Raw genomic sequence first — 15,165 nt, forward strand, 5'->3', positions numbered from 1 at the left:
GATCAGGCCGCTACGACGGCCCGACGGAAGTGGTCTTTCACCACCTCTCGATCTACATCGCGCCTCGTGGCGCACAGCTCCGCGGCGAAGAAAGCCGACGCGGACTTCAATATCGCGTTCGCCCGCCGCAGTTCCTTCACCTCCCGCTCCAGCTCCGCGATCCGGGCGGCCTCCGTACTGGTCGTCCCGGGCACGGTGCCGTCGTCGATCTCGGCCCGCTTCACCCACCCGCGCAGGGCCTCGGGGTGCACGTCGAGCTGGTCGGCGATCCGCTTGATCGCACCAGCCCGGCCGACCGGGTCCTTGCGGGCCTCGACGGCCAGACGTATCGCGCGTTCGCGCAGTTCGTCGGGGTACTTACGGGGAGCAGCCATGATCGGCATCCTTCCGGGTCTTGATGATCTCCATCAAACCCGGGGCGATTCACATTGACTTCTGGGCCTGCTCGACCGTCGGGTGGATCTCGTGGCTTGACTGATGCGGTGCACCGGTGTGCGAGTCCTTCTCGCCTTGCGGTTCAGGTGCGGAAGCCGATGATGCCGAAGCCCGGCTGTGCGGCCGCGTGTCTCATCCAGCCGAGGCACTGCAGGATGGCCTCTGCGGTTTCGGGCTCCAGGGGCGGGGCGTGCCCCGTTGCATCGATGGCCTGCTTGGCGATCTCGAATTCCTCCAGCGCCTGTGCGCACTGCTGCGATGTCCATGCATCGGAGCCTGGTGTGTACGTCCATGGCAGGGGCTCGGACAGATTGCTTCGCGCGAAGGCTTCGACGGACACCGCCGTGATGCCCAGGGCCCTGAGCCCCTCGTCGACGGTCGAGAGCCAGGCGTCGCGGTGCGGGGAGAAGGAGGTGCTGTCGAGGGAGGAGCCGGTGAGGGCGCAGAGCCGCTTGTAGGCGTAGCCGTACTGGAAGGCATGGTCCTTGTCGTCGCTGAAGGGCCCGCCGTGTACGACGGCCTTCAGCGACTCGAACGCGGTGGGAGCGCCCCCTTCGATCTCGTCCGCGAAGTAGTCGTCGGCATGGGCCAGATCGTCCCCGAACCTCTCGCGTATGACGGTGAGCAACTCGTCGTCGTGGGAACCGACCAGGGCGCGCGTCGCCGTCACATCGAGCAGGTACACACTCAGCGAGGAACTCATGCCACAACCCTAGACACGGCCACTGACAACACCCCGCCCGACGGCGCCCTCCCCGGGTCCGCACCCGCCCCAGCCCCGGACAGCACTTCGCCCCGCCACACAGCGGCGGGGCGAAGCAACCAGACCCGGATCGGCCAACAGCATCCCTTGGGGGCGGGCCGTGCACTGGGCGACTTATGCGACTGCCGGGACCTTGGGGGTGTCCGTCGCGGCCGGGTAATCGATGTACCCCTCCGGCCCTCCCCCGTACAAGTTCTGCGTCGGCGGCCCCGCGAGCGGGGTGCCGTTGGCGAGGCGGTCGGGCAGGTCCGGGTTCGTGATGAACAGGCGGCCGAGGGCGATCACGTCCGCGTGCCCGTCCCGCACCAGCCGCGCCCCCGCGCCGGGGCTGCTCGGCGCCGGGCCGTTCGTGTTGGCGACGAGCGTTCCCGACCAGCGCGTCCGCAGGTCCGCGATGGCTCCGTACGCGCCGTTCTCCAGCACGTGCAGATAGGCCAGGCCCAGCGGGTCCAGTGCGTCGACCAGCGCGCGGTACGTGGTGCGTGCGTCGGCCTCGGCGAGTTGGTTCTCGGCGTTGTCCGGCGAGATGCGCAGCCCCACGCGGTCCGCGCCGACCTCGGTGACGACCGCCTCGACGACCTCCGTCGCGAACCGCAGACGGCCGGTGATCGAGCCGCCGTACTTGTCCGTGCGCAGGTTGGTGTTGTCGGCGATGAACTGCTGGATGAGGTAGCCGTTCGCGCCGTGGATCTCCACGCCGTCGAAGCCCGCCTCGATCGCGCGCCGGGCTGCGGACGCGAAGTCCCGTACTGTCTGGGCGATTTCACTGACCGTCAGCTCACGCGGGGTCACGTGGTCGAGCAGCCCGCCCCGGGTGAAGATCTGCTTCCCCTCGATGGCGACGGCCGACGGGGCCACCGGCAGCTCGCCGTCCGGCAGCGTCAGCGGGTGGGTCATCCGGCCCACGTGCCACAGCTGGGCGAAGACCGTGCCGCCCGCGGCGTGCACCGCGTCCGTCACCTCGCGCCAGCCACGTACCTGCGCGTCGGTCACCAGCCCCGGGATGCCGGGGCCGCCCTTGGCGAGCGCGTTGACGTACACGCCCTCCGTGATCAGCAGCCCGGCTCCGGCGCGCTGCCGGTAGTACGTCGCCGCGTGCGGGCTCGGCACCCCCGTCACGTCGTCGGCCCGGCCCCGCGTCATAGGGGCCATCGCCACCCGGTTCGCCAGCTCCAGCCGTCCCGCCCGGTAGGGCTCCAGCAACTCCCGCATTCCCGCGCCCTCTTCCGGAATTTCCGCGTCCCGCGCCTGTCCCGTCACGACCCCGGCGCTCATGCGGCGCTCCGGTCCAGCGCGATGACCTCGACCTCGATCTGCCAGTCGGGCTGGGCCAGCGAGACGACCTCGACGAGGGTGTCGGCGGGGTAGGGCTCGGCCAGGAACTCGCCGCGCAGCGTGATCACGTGCGGGAGGTTCGTCGCCATGTCCCGTACGAAGATGCCGACCTTGATCACGTCAGTGAAGGCCAGGCCGGCCGCCTCCAGCACCCGTCCGACGTTCCTGAACGCCTGCCGCCCCTGCGCCAGGAACCCGCCCTCGACGGTCGTCCCGTCCTCCTCGAAGCCCGCCTGCCCTGACACGTACACGAAGCCCCCGGCCCGGACGGCCTGCGAAATCCGGTACGGCGCGTACCAGTCCGGTGTGGTCGCGATCTTCTCCACGCGCCCCGCGGTGGCCGCGCTCTCGTTGCTGGACATGCTTCTCCCCTGTCTCGGCGGGGACCGGCACCGGCCCCCGCACCACCACGTTACGAAACGTTCCGTAACGTCACCGGAAGCTAGATCATCCCGAGTGCCTTGTCAAAACGAAACGTAACGTCACGTGAGCGGTAGGATGAGGCCCATGACCCCCGACCCGAACAGTGAACGGCGCAGCGAGCGCGCCCGCCGGGCGATCCTCGACGCGGCGTTCGACCTGGTGAGCCGCAAAGGCTTCGCGAAGGTGACCATCGAGGCCATCGCCGCCCAGGCCGGCGTGGGCAAGCCCACGATCTACCGTTGGTGGCGCTCCAAGGGCGCGGTGGTGCTGGAGGCGATGAACGAGGAGCTCGGCGACGACTTCGCCTTCCCTGACACCGGTGACATCGCCGCCGACCTCACGACCCAGATCACCGCGGTGAGCCAGCGGCTGATCACCGGCAGGATCAGCGAGGCGTTCAAGGGCGTCATGGGCGAGGCCCAGAACGACCCCGCGCTGATGAAGGCGTTCCGCGAAACGATCCTCGAGCCCAGCATCGCGGAGTGCCGGGCCCGCCTGGATTCCGCCGTCGCCGCCGGGCAGCTCCGCTCCGACGTGCCCACCGACGTGATGGTCGACCTCTTCTACGCGCCGATCCACTACCGGCACTTCCTGGGCTTCGGCGACGACGCGGTCAGGCGCAGCGCCGATCTCGTCCAGGACGTCCTGCTCGGCCTGCGGCCCCGGCCGGACGCGGGGTGAACGACCGGCGTTCGGCCGCTCGTTGAGGATGCTGTTGGCCCATCCGGTTCCGGTTGCTTCGCCCTGCCGCTATGCGGCGTGCCGAAGTGCCGTCAGGGGCTGGTGCGGGTGCGGGCCCGTGGGTCGGCCAGAAAGCCCGGCCGCAACGCCCGATCGTGACGCTGGACGCGAGTGATCAGGGACGGGGCGCGCACGTAAGCGCAGGATGACCGGGCCCGCAGGCGGCGGCGGTAGCGCGGCGCGATGCGTACCACTCCCTCACGAGCAGGACCCCTGCCCCGGGCTACCGGATCCGGTACCCGCCGCCACAACTCACCCGTTCGGTCCCGTGCCCGAGGCGAAGAGGGACGGCGCGGTATCCACTGAGCCCATGGACGACTACCCGCTTCTCAACCTGTTCTGGACCATGCTCCTCATCTTTGTGTGGGTGCTGTGGTTCTTCCTGCTCTTCCGCGTCCTGGGCGATCTGTTCCGCGACCACGAGATGGGCGGCTGGGCGAAGGCGGGCTGGATCGTACTGCTGGTTCTGCTGCCCTACCTCGGCGTCCTGATCTACATGATCGTGCGTGGCGACGCGATGAGCCGACGCGAGGCGAAACAGGCCGAGGACGCACAGACGGCCTTCAAGCAGTACGTGCGGGACGCGGCGGGGAGCGCGGACAGCAGCGTGGACCAGCTCGCTACCCTCGCGGACCTGAAGAACCGCGGCGACCTCAGCCAGGAAGAGTTCGACCGGGCCAAGGCCAAGCTCCTGGCCTGACCCCCTGCCCCCCTGACCCCCTGACCCTCAGCCGCCCCGCCATGCCTGGAGGCGGCGGGGCGGCACCTGGCTCGCACGGCCCTGCCCTCGGAATGCCGCAGGACGGCTCGCGGAAGGGCGTCCCAGCGACGGCAAGCACGACTGCGAAGGTGCTGCCTGCGCCATTCAGGCACAGGCTCGGCCAGGGGGCCGAGCCTGCTGACAAGAGGGGGAACGACGCGCGCCGATGTGCGGGAGCCGCCCCCGGGGCGGCCGGCTGGCCCCTGCGATGCTCGCCCCGGTTCTACGGTGCGTACGGCAGCGCGTCCGGCTGGAGCCACCTTCGGCAGCATTGGAATTCTCCGACCGGCTCTACAACTACGCTCCTCAGGACGGCTTTTCCGCTGTGCTCCACCTTCGGAACGTCAGCATCAGTGACGGTTTCGCCGTACGTATGGGGCGGGGCGAACACAGGAGCGAGGCTTGCCCTTTCACCGAGGGTTCGCTGTTCGTTCAGCAGGCGTTCACGAAGCTTCTCGAAGAGCCCCACTACAGGCCCCTTTCTCGACATGGGTCGCTGTCTCCGTTCAGGACGGCACGTCCGTTGTCGCCCCCACTGGCGACTCCGCGGCTTTGCGGAGTCAACTCCGCCACCGCCTCCGGGAAGTCCGGACCCTGACCTTGTGCACGGTGATACCCGGCGATGTGACATTCGATGTCTCCGAACTCCCCGGCCGTTCACCGGATTTCGGCCGCGTGTGGGCGGGGGAATGGCGGCTTACCGGATCGGTCATGAGGCCGCAAGAGGACGCAATGCAACGCGATGCTGCCCGATTGGCCGCGTGGGAGTATTGGACCGATCGGCCGGGTCGGGCTGCGTGCCCTTGAGGTGGCAATCGACTTCGGTCCGGGAAGGCTCGACGCGGATCGCCATGGTGGACACTGGGCGTACGGTGAGGCCGGCGGTGGAGCGGAAAGTTGCCGCCGCAGCCTCATCACGCGCCGCGCTTCACCCCAGTAGCATCCAGGCATGATCACGCACATTGCCTCTGCGGTGCTCTACGTCTCGAACCAAGACGAAAGCCTCGCTTTCTACCGGGACATCCTGGGATTCGAGGTCATCATGGATGCGGACATGGGCGAAGGCGGACGCTGGATCGAGGTCCGTCCCGGTCAAGCGCAGTCAGGCATTGTTCTCTCATCCGCTGCGGCGTTCGGCAGATCTCCAGGCGAGGGCGCGTATCTGACATTCGCCAGTGTTGATGTCGCCGCCACGGTGGCAGAACTGCGTGATCGGGGAGCTACCGTCTCAGATCCCGTCACAGAGCCCTGGGGCACGTACGCGACCATCGACGGCCCGGACGGTCACAAAATCCAGTTCAACGAACGGGATATCGCCAACTGACCGGCTGCGGACCTATGGGCCGCAGGGGGACTAGGTTCGACGACAGTGCCCTCGTCGAGCGCGACGAGACCACAGCAGCCTGATCACGCACCACCTGTCACCACAAGACTTTGACCATAACTCCGTTGGCCGTGGTGGCCGCCAATGAGCTGCACAGCGTCAGCAGCCGGCACGGCACCGAAACCGGAGGTGCTGCGCGGAGCGTGAGCCGCCCGCCCGCCCGCCCGCCCGCCTCGCCGGGCCCGGGCCGACATCACGTGTCGGCCCAGGCCCGGTCGACTGACGGCCGTGGGCCCCGACACCTCTCCCCGACAAGGGTCCTGGCGCTGTTGAGGTCGGGTTGCCGTATGCGACGGGCAGTGTGGCGCACGACGGCTTGGTCACGCTCTCTCTCGCATGTCGCCTGTGGGCGGAAACCGGTGGTCAGCCTGCTGCGCGGCGGCCCATCGCGGTAGTGTGGTGGCCGATTCCGTGGATGCCTCCACCAGCGTGTACGCAGGCTTTGATGTCGGTATTCGGCGGCCCATTGTCGAGGGGAGGGGCCGTAACTGTCGCCAGCGGACGTTCGCGGTCCCGTGTGGCCGGTAGCTCTCACACCGTTGGGCGGATCCGTGAATGTCTGATGCGAGGGGCAGACGGCCGTGGGTGTGCCGTGTGGTGTGCAGACAGGGAAAGGGCGGTGGTCACCGCCATGTCCGGCACCTCCCGTGAGGAACGGCTGGCGTCCGCGTTCGTTGAACTCGCGGACACCCTGGTACGAGACTTCGACGTGATCGGATTCCTGCACACGCTCACCGAGCACTGTGTGGATCTGCTGGACGTGACGGCGGCCGGAGTGCTGCTGGGCATCCCGCAGGGCCAGGTCGTGGAGGCCGCGGCCTCCGACGAGCGCACCCGGAAGCTGGAGCTGGCCGGCGTCGAGTGGGATGAGGGGCCGTGCCGGGACTGCTATCGCTCCCGGGCGCCGGTATCCGACGTACGGCTGGACACCGATGCCGCCCGCACCCGCTGGCCCCGATTTGCGCCCCGCGCCGTCCAGTTGGGCTTCATCTCGGTGGTGGCGGCCCCGCTGCGCTGGCAGAACCAGGTGATCGGCGCGCTCAATCTCTTCCGCGACCGGCCCGGTCCGCTGGACGGCGTCCAGCTGCGGCTGGCCCAGGCGCTGGCGGACACCGCCACCATCGGCATCCTCCAACAGCGGACGGTGCACGAGCAGATGACCGTGATCGGACAACTCCAGTACGCGCTGGACTCCCGGATCGTCATCGAGCAGGCCAAGGGCTTCCTCGCCAATCACCACCGCACCAGCGTCGATGCGGCGTTCACCCGCATGCGCGCCCACGCCCGCACCCACGGGGAGAAACTCACCAATGTGGCCCGACACGTGCTGGACGGCACCGCAGCGGGCACCCTGCTCGATCCCTGAATCCTGTCCGGCCACCCGGCCGGGACGGGAAGAAAGGGGCGAGTGATGCCGATGACGCATCCAGCCATGGCCTCGCTGCTGCGCGCCCTGGACGGGCACGACGGCCCCGGCCTGCCCCCGCTTCCACTGAAGGGCGTCTGTCAGGAGCTGGAGCTGGACGGTCTGGCCTTCCTCCTTACCCCTGGCGGCATGCCCGGCGAACTCGTGCAGGTCTTCGGCCAACGGACCGCTGCCCTGGAGGATCTGCAGCTGACTCAGGGCCACGGCCCCAGCCGGGATGCGGCCAAAGACGGCGTGGTCGTCCTGGTCCCTGACGTGGCGGTCCACGATCCGGCCCGCTGGCCCGGCCTGCCCGCGCCGATCCTGGAGCTGGGAGTGCACGCCGTGTTCGCCTTGCCGTTGCGCGTCGGGATCATCACGGTCGGGGTCCTCACCGGCCACCGCGCCACGTCCGGCCCGATGCAGGCCGCCCAGCTCACCACCGCCCTTGTCCTGGCCGATGTCCTCACCCAGTACGTGATCACCCGTGCCGCTCCTCCGGGCGGCCCCGGCCGGCTCCTGGACAGCACCGGCCTGCACTTCGCCGAGGTCCACCAAGCCACCGGCATGCTCGCCAACCAGCTCGGCATCGACTGCGCCCAGGCCCTGGCCCGGCTGCGCGGTCACGCTTTCCACCACGGCCAGCCCCTGCTGGACACCGCCCGTCAGGTGCTCGCCTACCGCCTCCACCTGGAAGCTGACAATACCCCCGACCCGTGAGGTCGTACCTCTGTCGGCCGGACCGGCCGCGCACTACCGTGAAGGGGCGGCCCCGGACCCGGTCGACGTACTGCCTCCCGCATGCCTGCCGGGCACCTTCCGCGGCCCGTCCCGCCGGTTGAGGCAATCGTCCGGCAGACGCGCCGTAGCGGGGAGGAGCCGCCCGCCGGGCACGGCACCCCGGCGGCCAACAGCCCCACCCGCGGCGCGGGACGCGAGCGGGGACGGTGTCCGAGGCAACAATGGGCAGGCGAACTCCTCCATCGAGTCGGCCCGTTGGGCACAACGGCCGCCGCCGGAGGAGGAACGGCCAACGCCGGCGGCGGCAGCAAGCGCGGGAACGACGCGGCTTGCCACCCGCAATGTTCTCGCACCCAACCGTCCTCACCGGCGCTCCGGAGTGCGCGGGAGTACACCCCGGCTCGAACAAGGCCGAGAGGACGAAAGGCCGGAACCGCCGTGTGTCGGCGCATGTGCGGCTCCGGCCGCCCAACACGTTGTGGCGATGTGGCCCGGGGTCCAGGAGCCGCAGCAGACGGAAGAGGCCCGTACCGGCCGGTGCACCAGCACGGCCGATGCCTACTCCCTCGATACCTCACATGCTAGGCCACCCCAGCAGGAAGCAACACCTCGGATACGAGCGTCGGCCACCTCTCCGGCCATGGTCCGCATACAAGGCTCGGTACCGGCGGAGCTGGGGAAGGCGGGCCGCGTCGGTCCTCACGTCTCCAGGACCTACTTGACGTACCTGCGGATCCGGAAGGCGGTGATGATCTCGGTGATACCGAGGGCGAGGAGCCAGCATCCGGCGAGAACCGCCAGGACGGTCACCGACTTGAACGGGGAGGCGATCATCACGACGCCGCCGAGGATGCCGACGATGCCGGCGAAGAGCAGCCAGCCGCGGGCGGGCATGTAGGGGTCGCTGGCGGCGGCGAGGGTCAGGGTGATGCCGCGGAACAGCCAGCCGATGCCGATCCACAGGGCCAGCAGCAGGACGGAGTCCTCGGCACTGCGGAAGCACAGCAGGCCGAGAACGATGGACAGGGCGCCGCTGATGAACGCCATCACGCGCAGGGATGTCGAGGTGTGGGTTCCCAGCGCGCTGGTGAGTTGGAAGATGCCGCTGGCCAGCAGATAGATGCCGAAGAGGATCGCTGCCGCGAGCAGCGTCGCCCCGGGCCACGCCAGGACCATCACACCGAGAATGGCGGAGGCTATACCGGCGAGTAGCACGTTCTGCCAGGCGGTGTCCGCCAGCCGCCGCAGCGCACCCTGGAGCGGAGGCTGGGGGTCCGTGGAAGTGTGTTGCTCGTTCACTATGACGCTCCTCGCCGTTGTGCAGGCGGGATGCCTATTCCTGATGTCGGCTTGCCGCCCATGACAGCGCGGCGAATAGGCGTATCCACTCGCAAAGAAGTCTATTTGCTCCTTCTGAGGGTGCGGTCATGACGGAATCCGCGCAACATTGGGTATGTCCGCAGGCCGCCGCACCGGTCGGCGTGGGCTCGTGTACCGGCGCGCGACGAAACCTGCGGCACCAGCCCATGCATGGGCGCCTGTGGACTGGACGGTCCGTATCGGGCTCTGGCAGCGATCACGGGGAGCCGTCGCGGTCGCCATCGGGGCTGGAATCTCTGCTGAGCGCCGACGCACGCCGCTCGGGCCGGGTACATATCATCCCGGTACGCGGCGACACCACGGTGTGCACTATGACGGCGACGAACGACCGGGCTCGTCGTCGTGAGGACGGAGCCTGTTGCTTCAGCTGCGGGCACCGGTCATCCCGGGTGCGCGATCGATACCGTCGGCTGATTCGCTGCGCACTGCGTCTGCTTGCTCTCACGGCTTCGATTCCAGACCCACCATCGATACGGCAGGCCCTCGATACGACAGGCACCGCGCCCCTCGACGTCGCATGGCAACGGCCGATCCGCCGCCCGCATTCAGACCCATCACGCCCTCGTCCACGACTTGCTGGAGCAGGGCACGGGGCTCGGGGGCATCACCTGCCACCTGGGATGGGGTCGTCACACCGTGCAGCGATACGCCCGCGCCGAGTACTGGAACCAGATTCCTCCAGGGCGTCACCTGCGGCACAGCAGCCTGGACATTCACCACGCCTACCCCGCAGTCCAGTTGGAGTTCATCCGAATCAGAACAAAAAAACCCCAAACTGAACCTGCTATCCCGCGTGCAGCCGCAACCAGCGGTCGAGAGCGGCGAATTCCTCACTCGTGATGCCTTGCCGAGGGTCGACGCATTGCAGCAGGGCGCGTGCTGGATGGTGTGCCTCTACCCAGACCCGGTCGGCGTTCGTGATCTCGTCATCGACCCAGGCGAACGGCCGCCCGGCTGCCCAGTCGACAAGGGCACGGGTTTTCCAGTGGAGCCCACCCTTCTGGTCTTCGTCGGTCGGCTCGGGCCAGTTCACTACGGGCAGCTCCGGCAGGCCGAGCCATGGTGCGATGCATTCATTCGCGTCGGACATCCACGTCGTGGCCCACACCAGCTCGCACGGCAGCGCCATCAGCCGGGGGCCATGCGCTGGATCAATCCTGGTGATCAGCGGATTGGCGTCAGCTCCCTGTGCCTGGCGCCCGCTCTGATACGTCGGATATCCATGGGGAAGCTGTTGCCGCGTAGCCCCAAAGGGAATGAGCGGACCATCGACATCGAGAAAGAGAAGGGGCAGCGGAGAACCGATCACGACTGCACAGTATCGGTGTTCGGGCTCATGCCGACATCAGCCGGAGTCCGGCCTGGAGAAGCTTGATTCCGCTTCGGGAGGATTGCGAGACCGACGAGGGGCTCGGCCGGCCCAAGACCGCGTTGTGGCCGGACGCCACGCTGGGGCCGGGTGAGTTCTGCGACGGGGTGTGGGTGCGCCTGTGTCACCGGCGCGCAGTGGTGAAGACATTCGTGGTCATCGGTGGTCCTTGTTCGTGCCCTGAGTCGCGGACGGTCTCGGTGGTGACCGAGTCGAATCCGTATGCGTCGAGCAGCTTGTGCCATACCGGGATTTCCAGGACCCAGCGCAGCATCGTGAACGACGTGCCGTCCGACCGACGGACCGGGATGCGGGCCGGGCGTACCTCAGTTTCCGGGGCTTTGCCGCCCCTGTAGTGGGCGAGGGTGGAGAAGACGAGCCTGCCGCCCGGGCGTAGACCAGCGGCGATCGACGGCAGCAGCATGTGCGGATCGGTGAAGTCCAGGGCTCCGAACACGCTGTAGACGACGTCGAACGTTCCGCCATGCCGCTTCATATAGGTCACCACGTCCGCGTGGACCAACTCCAGCCCTGGAAGATGCCCGTACCGGTCGCGGCCTTGCTGGTGCCGAGCCGGATCGCTGTCGATGGCGACGACGCGTACGGGGCGGCATGCGGTGGCGAGGTAGGCGGCCTGGCGTCCGCTTCCGGCGCCGGCCTCGGCGATGGTACGGCCGGTGAGGTCGCCCAGCAGCTCGGCGCCCGGCTCGGACTGCTGGTACCAGTCCCAGTGGAAGCGATTGACGATGCTGGTGGTGTCGGTGGCTGGTGTGGAGGCGGTCACGCGCCCATCGTCGCGGGTCGTCCGTGATCGCTGTGATGAACTTGCCGAATTTCGCGCCTGGTTGGTACGTGGGTGAGGGCTCGACCCCGGCGCCGCGAGCAGGCCCGGGGCCGGGCCGTTGATGGCCTGCGGTCAGTGACTGTCGTTGCCCGGGTGGCAAGGGCCGCACTCGGCGGCGTCCGCCTCCCACAGAGGAAGATCGACTTCGAAGCCGTGTGTGGCGATCTCATGGGCGGTGCGCATCACGGACCCGTCCCTTTTCATCTCGACCAGTGGAACGTGATGCAGGAAGCGGCCCTCGTTGTAGCGGTCGCACAGCTTGTCGTAGGCAACGGTGTCGAGGATGACCGTGTGGACACCGATGTCCACGATGTGGCCGGGCATGAGCCCCAGGCCCTTGCCGTGGGACCGCATTGCGGTGATCAAGTAGGCGTAAGCCTGGCCGAGCACACGGGTGGCCATGACAGCGTCGAAGGGGTAGTCCCGCATCAGCAGGCCTACCTGCTTGTCCCATACATCCGATGACACGAACGCACGCGGATGCACGAACGGGGACGACTCCGGCCTGGCCGGCGCTTCGAGGGTCTCCAGCGCGATTGTCATGTCGTTGCCTCCTTCTGCCGGGCCCCTTGGAGTAGGGGCGCTGGCAACAGCACACCGTCATGAGGTGGCGTGCGGCCATCAACTCGCAGGTCGTGCAAGCGATTTGCAGATTCTGCATGCGGCATGTACGCCGAGCCCGGGTGCCCTTACCGTGGGCAGCCCGACGTGCGTGCGCGGGGAGGCGCCCTGTGAGTGCCGATGCCCTGTGGAGCAGCAGACAGATACGTGCTCTTGTCGCTCAGCGCCGCCCTGGGGGACTGATCCGGGCCGGGCGTGAGGCCCGCGGCTGGCGGCAAGCGGAGCTGGGCAAGTGGATCGGCTGCTCAGCCGCGACCGTGTCCCGTCTGGAGACACGCGGTCAGCCGGGTGACCTCAGCCTGTTGTCCCACGCCGCCCGGGTAGTGGGGGTACCGGCGCATGTGCTCGCGGCGGCACTCGGGCTTACCGCCCTTCCAGACACTAAGGTGACGCAGAACATGCCACCTTGTGCCGGGGAGGACGATCCCATGCGCCGCCGCACCCTCATCGCCGCCACAGGTCTTGCCGGACCGGCCGTACTCCTCGGCGCCCTCGACGATGCCCTCGCGGTCACACCCGATCCGACTGGGTCGGCCGTACCGCTGGACGCCCGGCTGACCAAGGCCCGCAGCCGCTTCAACAACGGCCAGCACGCCGCGCTCCTATGTGACCTGCCCGGCCTCATCGCAGACCTGCATCACGATGTCCGCACCAGCGGCAACGAATACGCGCATGCACGCCTGTCGTCCTGCTACAGCCTCGCCACCGAAGCCCTCATCAAGCTCGGCCGCTACGCCCGAGCCCGCATCACCGCCGACCGCGCCACCACCTACGCCGGACTGTCCAGCTCGCCCCTCGTCGCCGCAGCTGCCGCCCGCGAAATGAGCATCGTGCTGCGCCACCAGGACCAGCCCGACGCCGCGCAGCGCCTCGTCGGCCGTGCCCTCACCCAGGTGGAGCACACCGGGCTGAAGACCGAAGCCCAGCGTTCGGCCTACGCCCAGATGCTGTGCACCACGGCGTACTCGGCGGCCCGCGCGGGCGACCGCGACGCTGCCCTGACCATGCTCCATGACGCGACGAACGCCGCACGGAACCTGCCTGACCGCCCGCCGGCCGGGCGACTGTTCCCGCTCACCTCTGCCTCGGTCGATCTGTACGCGGTCGGCGCGCACTGGGCACTCGGAGATGCGGGAGCCGCGCTGGAGGTCGGACGGCGCCTTCATGAGAACCAGTTCACGACACGAGAGCGGCGCGCCCGCATGCATACCGACCTCGCGCGGGCATGGTGGCGGTGGGGCAAAGCCGAGCAGACCACACACGCGCTCCTTGCCGCAGCCCGCGTTTCGATCAGTGAGGTCCGCGACCGGCCTGCCATGCGCGAGGTCGCCACCGAACTGCGCACCCGGCATCCCCGTGTTGACGGAGTACGCGAGCTCAGCGCAGCTCTCGGCGCGCACTCCTGGCCGACCGCGGGGCTCGGGTGCGGCTCGCCTGACTCGACCTGAGAGACGGCGGCCCCTGACGTATCCATCCTAGGCCTGTCCGGCAGGCGCTCCGGCGTCGATGGTATAGATCGCCATCACGACGACCTTCGCCACCAACCCTACCCACGCTCTCCTTGGACGAGGTTCGAGTACGGGCTCGGCGCAACCACTTGGAGATCGGGTATCTCGGTGACGTTCTCGTGGGCTGCAGCACGGCGTGTCCGCCGACGGACGCAGCACGGACGGCCATCGTCATCGCCTGCGTGCTCGCTGTTCACCGCAGGCGTAGGCCGGCGGGGAACTCTCTGCGCGGGCTCAACCGGGCGCGGGAGTTGAGGGCCAAGGCAATCGAAACCGTCGTCCTGGCCTCGAACAAGGACGGACTGCGCTTCGCGCTGAAGCACGGGTTCATCGAGGCCGAGCCATACCTGCTGACAGGAGGCATCATTCTCTGGATCGACTTGCGGCTCTCCTCCTGACCGAGACAGACCCGATGCGCCCGCACAGCCTGATGCCAATCTTCCCCGCAGAGGAGACATGTCCCCTTCGGCACTCACTTTCGTGTGACCACGGTAGGAAACGTTGCGGATAGGTCCGATCCGGTCCGCAATCCGATCACGTTGTGGGCGGGCATTCGACGTGTGTGCGCGCTTGGGGCGTGAGTGAAACGCATGCGGGGCGTGAGCGCAGGTCAGCAGCATGTGGCGGGAGTGGTCCGGCAGTTGGTGGCCGGGGCCCGCGCGGCGAGGGCCGCGGATCGAAGGAGAGTTATGAAGAGGTTCAAGGCCGCGGTCCTCGCGGCAGCTGTGGTTGCGGGCATCGGAGTCGGTGCTGCGCCGGCTCAGGCGAGTACCTGCAAGCACGGCGGCATCCAGTACAAGTGCGAGTACAGCAGGACCACCCAGGCGTTCAACAACGGCACGCAGCAGGTCTTTGTCATCGGCCTCGACGGCGCGGTGTGGACGCGCTGGTCCCACCCCGACGGCTCGTGGAGCAAGTGGGAGTCGATGGGCGGGGTGGCCCGGAGCCGGGTCGACATCCCGAGGAGCAGCATGGACGGATGGGAGTTCGAGATCGCCGTCAAGGGAACGGACGGAAAGTGGTGGGGCCGCTCACGCGACCGGGGCGGCAACTGGGCCGCGTGGTCCAGGCTGCCGGTCTGACCAGACCCCTCACGACTTGCCACTGACGTCCCCGCAAGGGTTCTTCCGCCGAACCGTCTGCACCAGACGGCCTTCTTTCCCACGAGTGGAACGGGCAGGACAGCATCTGCATCTTCCAGGCAGAGTCGGGGCGGCAACGTGCACCGGAGAGCTTCCGGTTGGGTCGGCCGAGCGGCGCAGCGTGCCCGGCGCGTGCTCCAACACAGCCGTTCTCGTCGCCCAGTTGATCGACGCGGTGTGGGAGACCTGGGGGGCGAGGAGTGCGTGGCGTGGGCGGGCGGGGGCCGGAGGGTGTCTATCGCTCTGATGTGAACGGTCCGTGTCTGAGAACGGGGGGTAGATGCGAAATGCTCAACAATCTCGCTGACTACCTG

Annotated in this window: 16 protein-coding genes; 8 read left to right on the forward strand and 8 right to left on the reverse strand. The window is 68.3% G+C overall.

The features are described 5' to 3' along the window. Positions 1–2: 2 nt before the first annotated feature. From AC4IJH_RS09720 to AC4IJH_RS09735, 4 genes are all read right to left on the reverse strand, one after another. Positions 3–374: a transposase gene (locus tag AC4IJH_RS09720; protein ID WP_490851177.1), complete on the reverse strand. Its 372-nt coding sequence runs from the start codon at positions 372–374 to the stop codon at positions 3–5. A gap of 143 nt (positions 375–517) precedes the next feature. Beyond that, on the reverse strand, positions 518–1,138 hold the full coding sequence (locus AC4IJH_RS09725) for a DUF7691 family protein (RefSeq protein ID WP_490851178.1): 621 nt from the start codon (positions 1,136–1,138) through the stop codon (positions 518–520). Positions 1,139–1,312: 174 nt separating this feature from the next. Next, a complete protein-coding gene (locus AC4IJH_RS09730; protein WP_490851179.1) occupies positions 1,313–2,473 on the reverse strand; it encodes an alkene reductase in 1,161 nt (386 codons plus the stop codon). Beyond that, positions 2,470–2,895 (reverse strand): RidA family protein, encoded by a 426-nt coding sequence (locus AC4IJH_RS09735; protein WP_490851180.1) that lies wholly within the window; start codon positions 2,893–2,895, stop codon positions 2,470–2,472. The genes AC4IJH_RS09730 and AC4IJH_RS09735 overlap by 4 nt, the downstream gene beginning before the upstream one ends. 145 nt (positions 2,896–3,040) lie before the next feature. On the opposite strand from AC4IJH_RS09735, the gene AC4IJH_RS09740 reads away from it, so the two are divergent. From AC4IJH_RS09740 to AC4IJH_RS09760, 5 genes are all read left to right on the forward strand, one after another. Then, positions 3,041–3,637, forward strand: a complete 597-nt coding sequence (locus tag AC4IJH_RS09740) for a TetR/AcrR family transcriptional regulator (RefSeq protein WP_490851181.1) — start codon at positions 3,041–3,043, stop codon at positions 3,635–3,637. Positions 3,638–4,007: 370 nt separating this feature from the next. Next, positions 4,008–4,397 carry an SHOCT domain-containing protein gene (locus AC4IJH_RS09745; RefSeq protein WP_490851182.1) on the forward strand — a complete coding sequence of 130 codons (390 nt, stop codon included), beginning with the start codon at positions 4,008–4,010 and terminating at the stop codon, positions 4,395–4,397. 1,009 nt (positions 4,398–5,406) lie between these two features. Beyond that, entirely contained in the window at positions 5,407–5,781 is a 375-nt protein-coding gene (locus AC4IJH_RS09750) for a VOC family protein (protein WP_490851183.1), read from the forward strand. Between the two features lie 679 nt (positions 5,782–6,460). Further along, on the forward strand, positions 6,461–7,207 hold the full coding sequence (locus tag AC4IJH_RS09755) for a GAF and ANTAR domain-containing protein (protein WP_490851184.1): 747 nt from the start codon (positions 6,461–6,463) through the stop codon (positions 7,205–7,207). Positions 7,208–7,258: 51 nt separating this feature from the next. Beyond that, entirely contained in the window at positions 7,259–7,966 is a 708-nt protein-coding gene (locus AC4IJH_RS09760) for an ANTAR domain-containing protein (protein WP_490851185.1), read from the forward strand. Between the two features lie 735 nt (positions 7,967–8,701). Here the strand turns inward: AC4IJH_RS09760 and AC4IJH_RS09765 are convergent. From AC4IJH_RS09765 to AC4IJH_RS09780, 4 genes are all read right to left on the reverse strand, one after another. Beyond that, entirely contained in the window at positions 8,702–9,286 is a 585-nt protein-coding gene (locus AC4IJH_RS09765) for an HdeD family acid-resistance protein (protein ID WP_490851186.1), read from the reverse strand. An 865-nt stretch (positions 9,287–10,151) separates the two neighbouring features. After that, positions 10,152–10,676 carry an HAD domain-containing protein gene (locus AC4IJH_RS09770; RefSeq protein WP_490851187.1) on the reverse strand — a complete coding sequence of 175 codons (525 nt, stop codon included), beginning with the start codon at positions 10,674–10,676 and terminating at the stop codon, positions 10,152–10,154. A gap of 184 nt (positions 10,677–10,860) precedes the next feature. Then, positions 10,861–11,520, reverse strand: coding sequence for a class I SAM-dependent methyltransferase (locus tag AC4IJH_RS09775; protein ID WP_490851188.1), 660 nt, complete (start codon positions 11,518–11,520; stop codon positions 10,861–10,863). Positions 11,521–11,652: 132 nt separating this feature from the next. After that, on the reverse strand, positions 11,653–12,123 hold the full coding sequence (locus AC4IJH_RS09780; RefSeq protein ID WP_490851189.1) for a glycine-rich domain-containing protein: 471 nt from the start codon (positions 12,121–12,123) through the stop codon (positions 11,653–11,655). A 116-nt stretch (positions 12,124–12,239) separates the two neighbouring features. Between AC4IJH_RS09780 and AC4IJH_RS09785 the strand changes: the two genes are divergently transcribed. From AC4IJH_RS09785 to AC4IJH_RS09795, 3 genes are all read left to right on the forward strand, one after another. Further along, complete coding sequence (locus tag AC4IJH_RS09785) at positions 12,240–13,649, forward strand: helix-turn-helix domain-containing protein (RefSeq protein ID WP_490851190.1); 1,410 nt, start codon at positions 12,240–12,242, stop codon at positions 13,647–13,649. Positions 13,650–13,960: 311 nt separating this feature from the next. Beyond that, a complete protein-coding gene (locus tag AC4IJH_RS09790) occupies positions 13,961–14,107 on the forward strand; it encodes a hypothetical protein (protein WP_490851191.1) in 147 nt (48 codons plus the stop codon). Positions 14,108–14,398: 291 nt separating this feature from the next. After that, complete coding sequence (locus AC4IJH_RS09795; protein ID WP_490851192.1) at positions 14,399–14,791, forward strand: DUF8189 domain-containing protein; 393 nt, start codon at positions 14,399–14,401, stop codon at positions 14,789–14,791. Positions 14,792–15,165: the final 374 nt, after the last annotated feature.

Source organism: Streptomyces sp. UF-297, from assembly GCF_058245575.1.

What these genes read in the sequence shown, in the direction of transcription:
- AC4IJH_RS09785 (WP_490851190.1), top strand. Translation starts at nt 12,240, where the DNA reads ATGCGGCATGTACGCCGAGCCCGGGTGCCCTTACCGTGGGCAGCCCGA.
- AC4IJH_RS09730 (WP_490851179.1), bottom strand. Translation starts at nt 2,473, where the DNA reads ATGAGCGCCGGGGTCGTGACGGGACAGGCGCGGGACGCGGAAATTCCG.
- AC4IJH_RS09725 (WP_490851178.1), bottom strand. Translation starts at nt 1,138, where the DNA reads ATGAGTTCCTCGCTGAGTGTGTACCTGCTCGATGTGACGGCGACGCGC.
- AC4IJH_RS09745 (WP_490851182.1), top strand. Translation starts at nt 4,008, where the DNA reads ATGGACGACTACCCGCTTCTCAACCTGTTCTGGACCATGCTCCTCATC.
- AC4IJH_RS09720 (WP_490851177.1), bottom strand. Translation starts at nt 374, where the DNA reads ATGGCTGCTCCCCGTAAGTACCCCGACGAACTGCGCGAACGCGCGATA.
- AC4IJH_RS09740 (WP_490851181.1), top strand. Translation starts at nt 3,041, where the DNA reads ATGACCCCCGACCCGAACAGTGAACGGCGCAGCGAGCGCGCCCGCCGG.
- AC4IJH_RS09735 (WP_490851180.1), bottom strand. Translation starts at nt 2,895, where the DNA reads ATGTCCAGCAACGAGAGCGCGGCCACCGCGGGGCGCGTGGAGAAGATC.
- AC4IJH_RS09750 (WP_490851183.1), top strand. Translation starts at nt 5,407, where the DNA reads ATGATCACGCACATTGCCTCTGCGGTGCTCTACGTCTCGAACCAAGAC.
- AC4IJH_RS09780 (WP_490851189.1), bottom strand. Translation starts at nt 12,123, where the DNA reads ATGACAATCGCGCTGGAGACCCTCGAAGCGCCGGCCAGGCCGGAGTCG.
- AC4IJH_RS09795 (WP_490851192.1), top strand. Translation starts at nt 14,399, where the DNA reads ATGAAGAGGTTCAAGGCCGCGGTCCTCGCGGCAGCTGTGGTTGCGGGC.
- AC4IJH_RS09760 (WP_490851185.1), top strand. Translation starts at nt 7,259, where the DNA reads ATGACGCATCCAGCCATGGCCTCGCTGCTGCGCGCCCTGGACGGGCAC.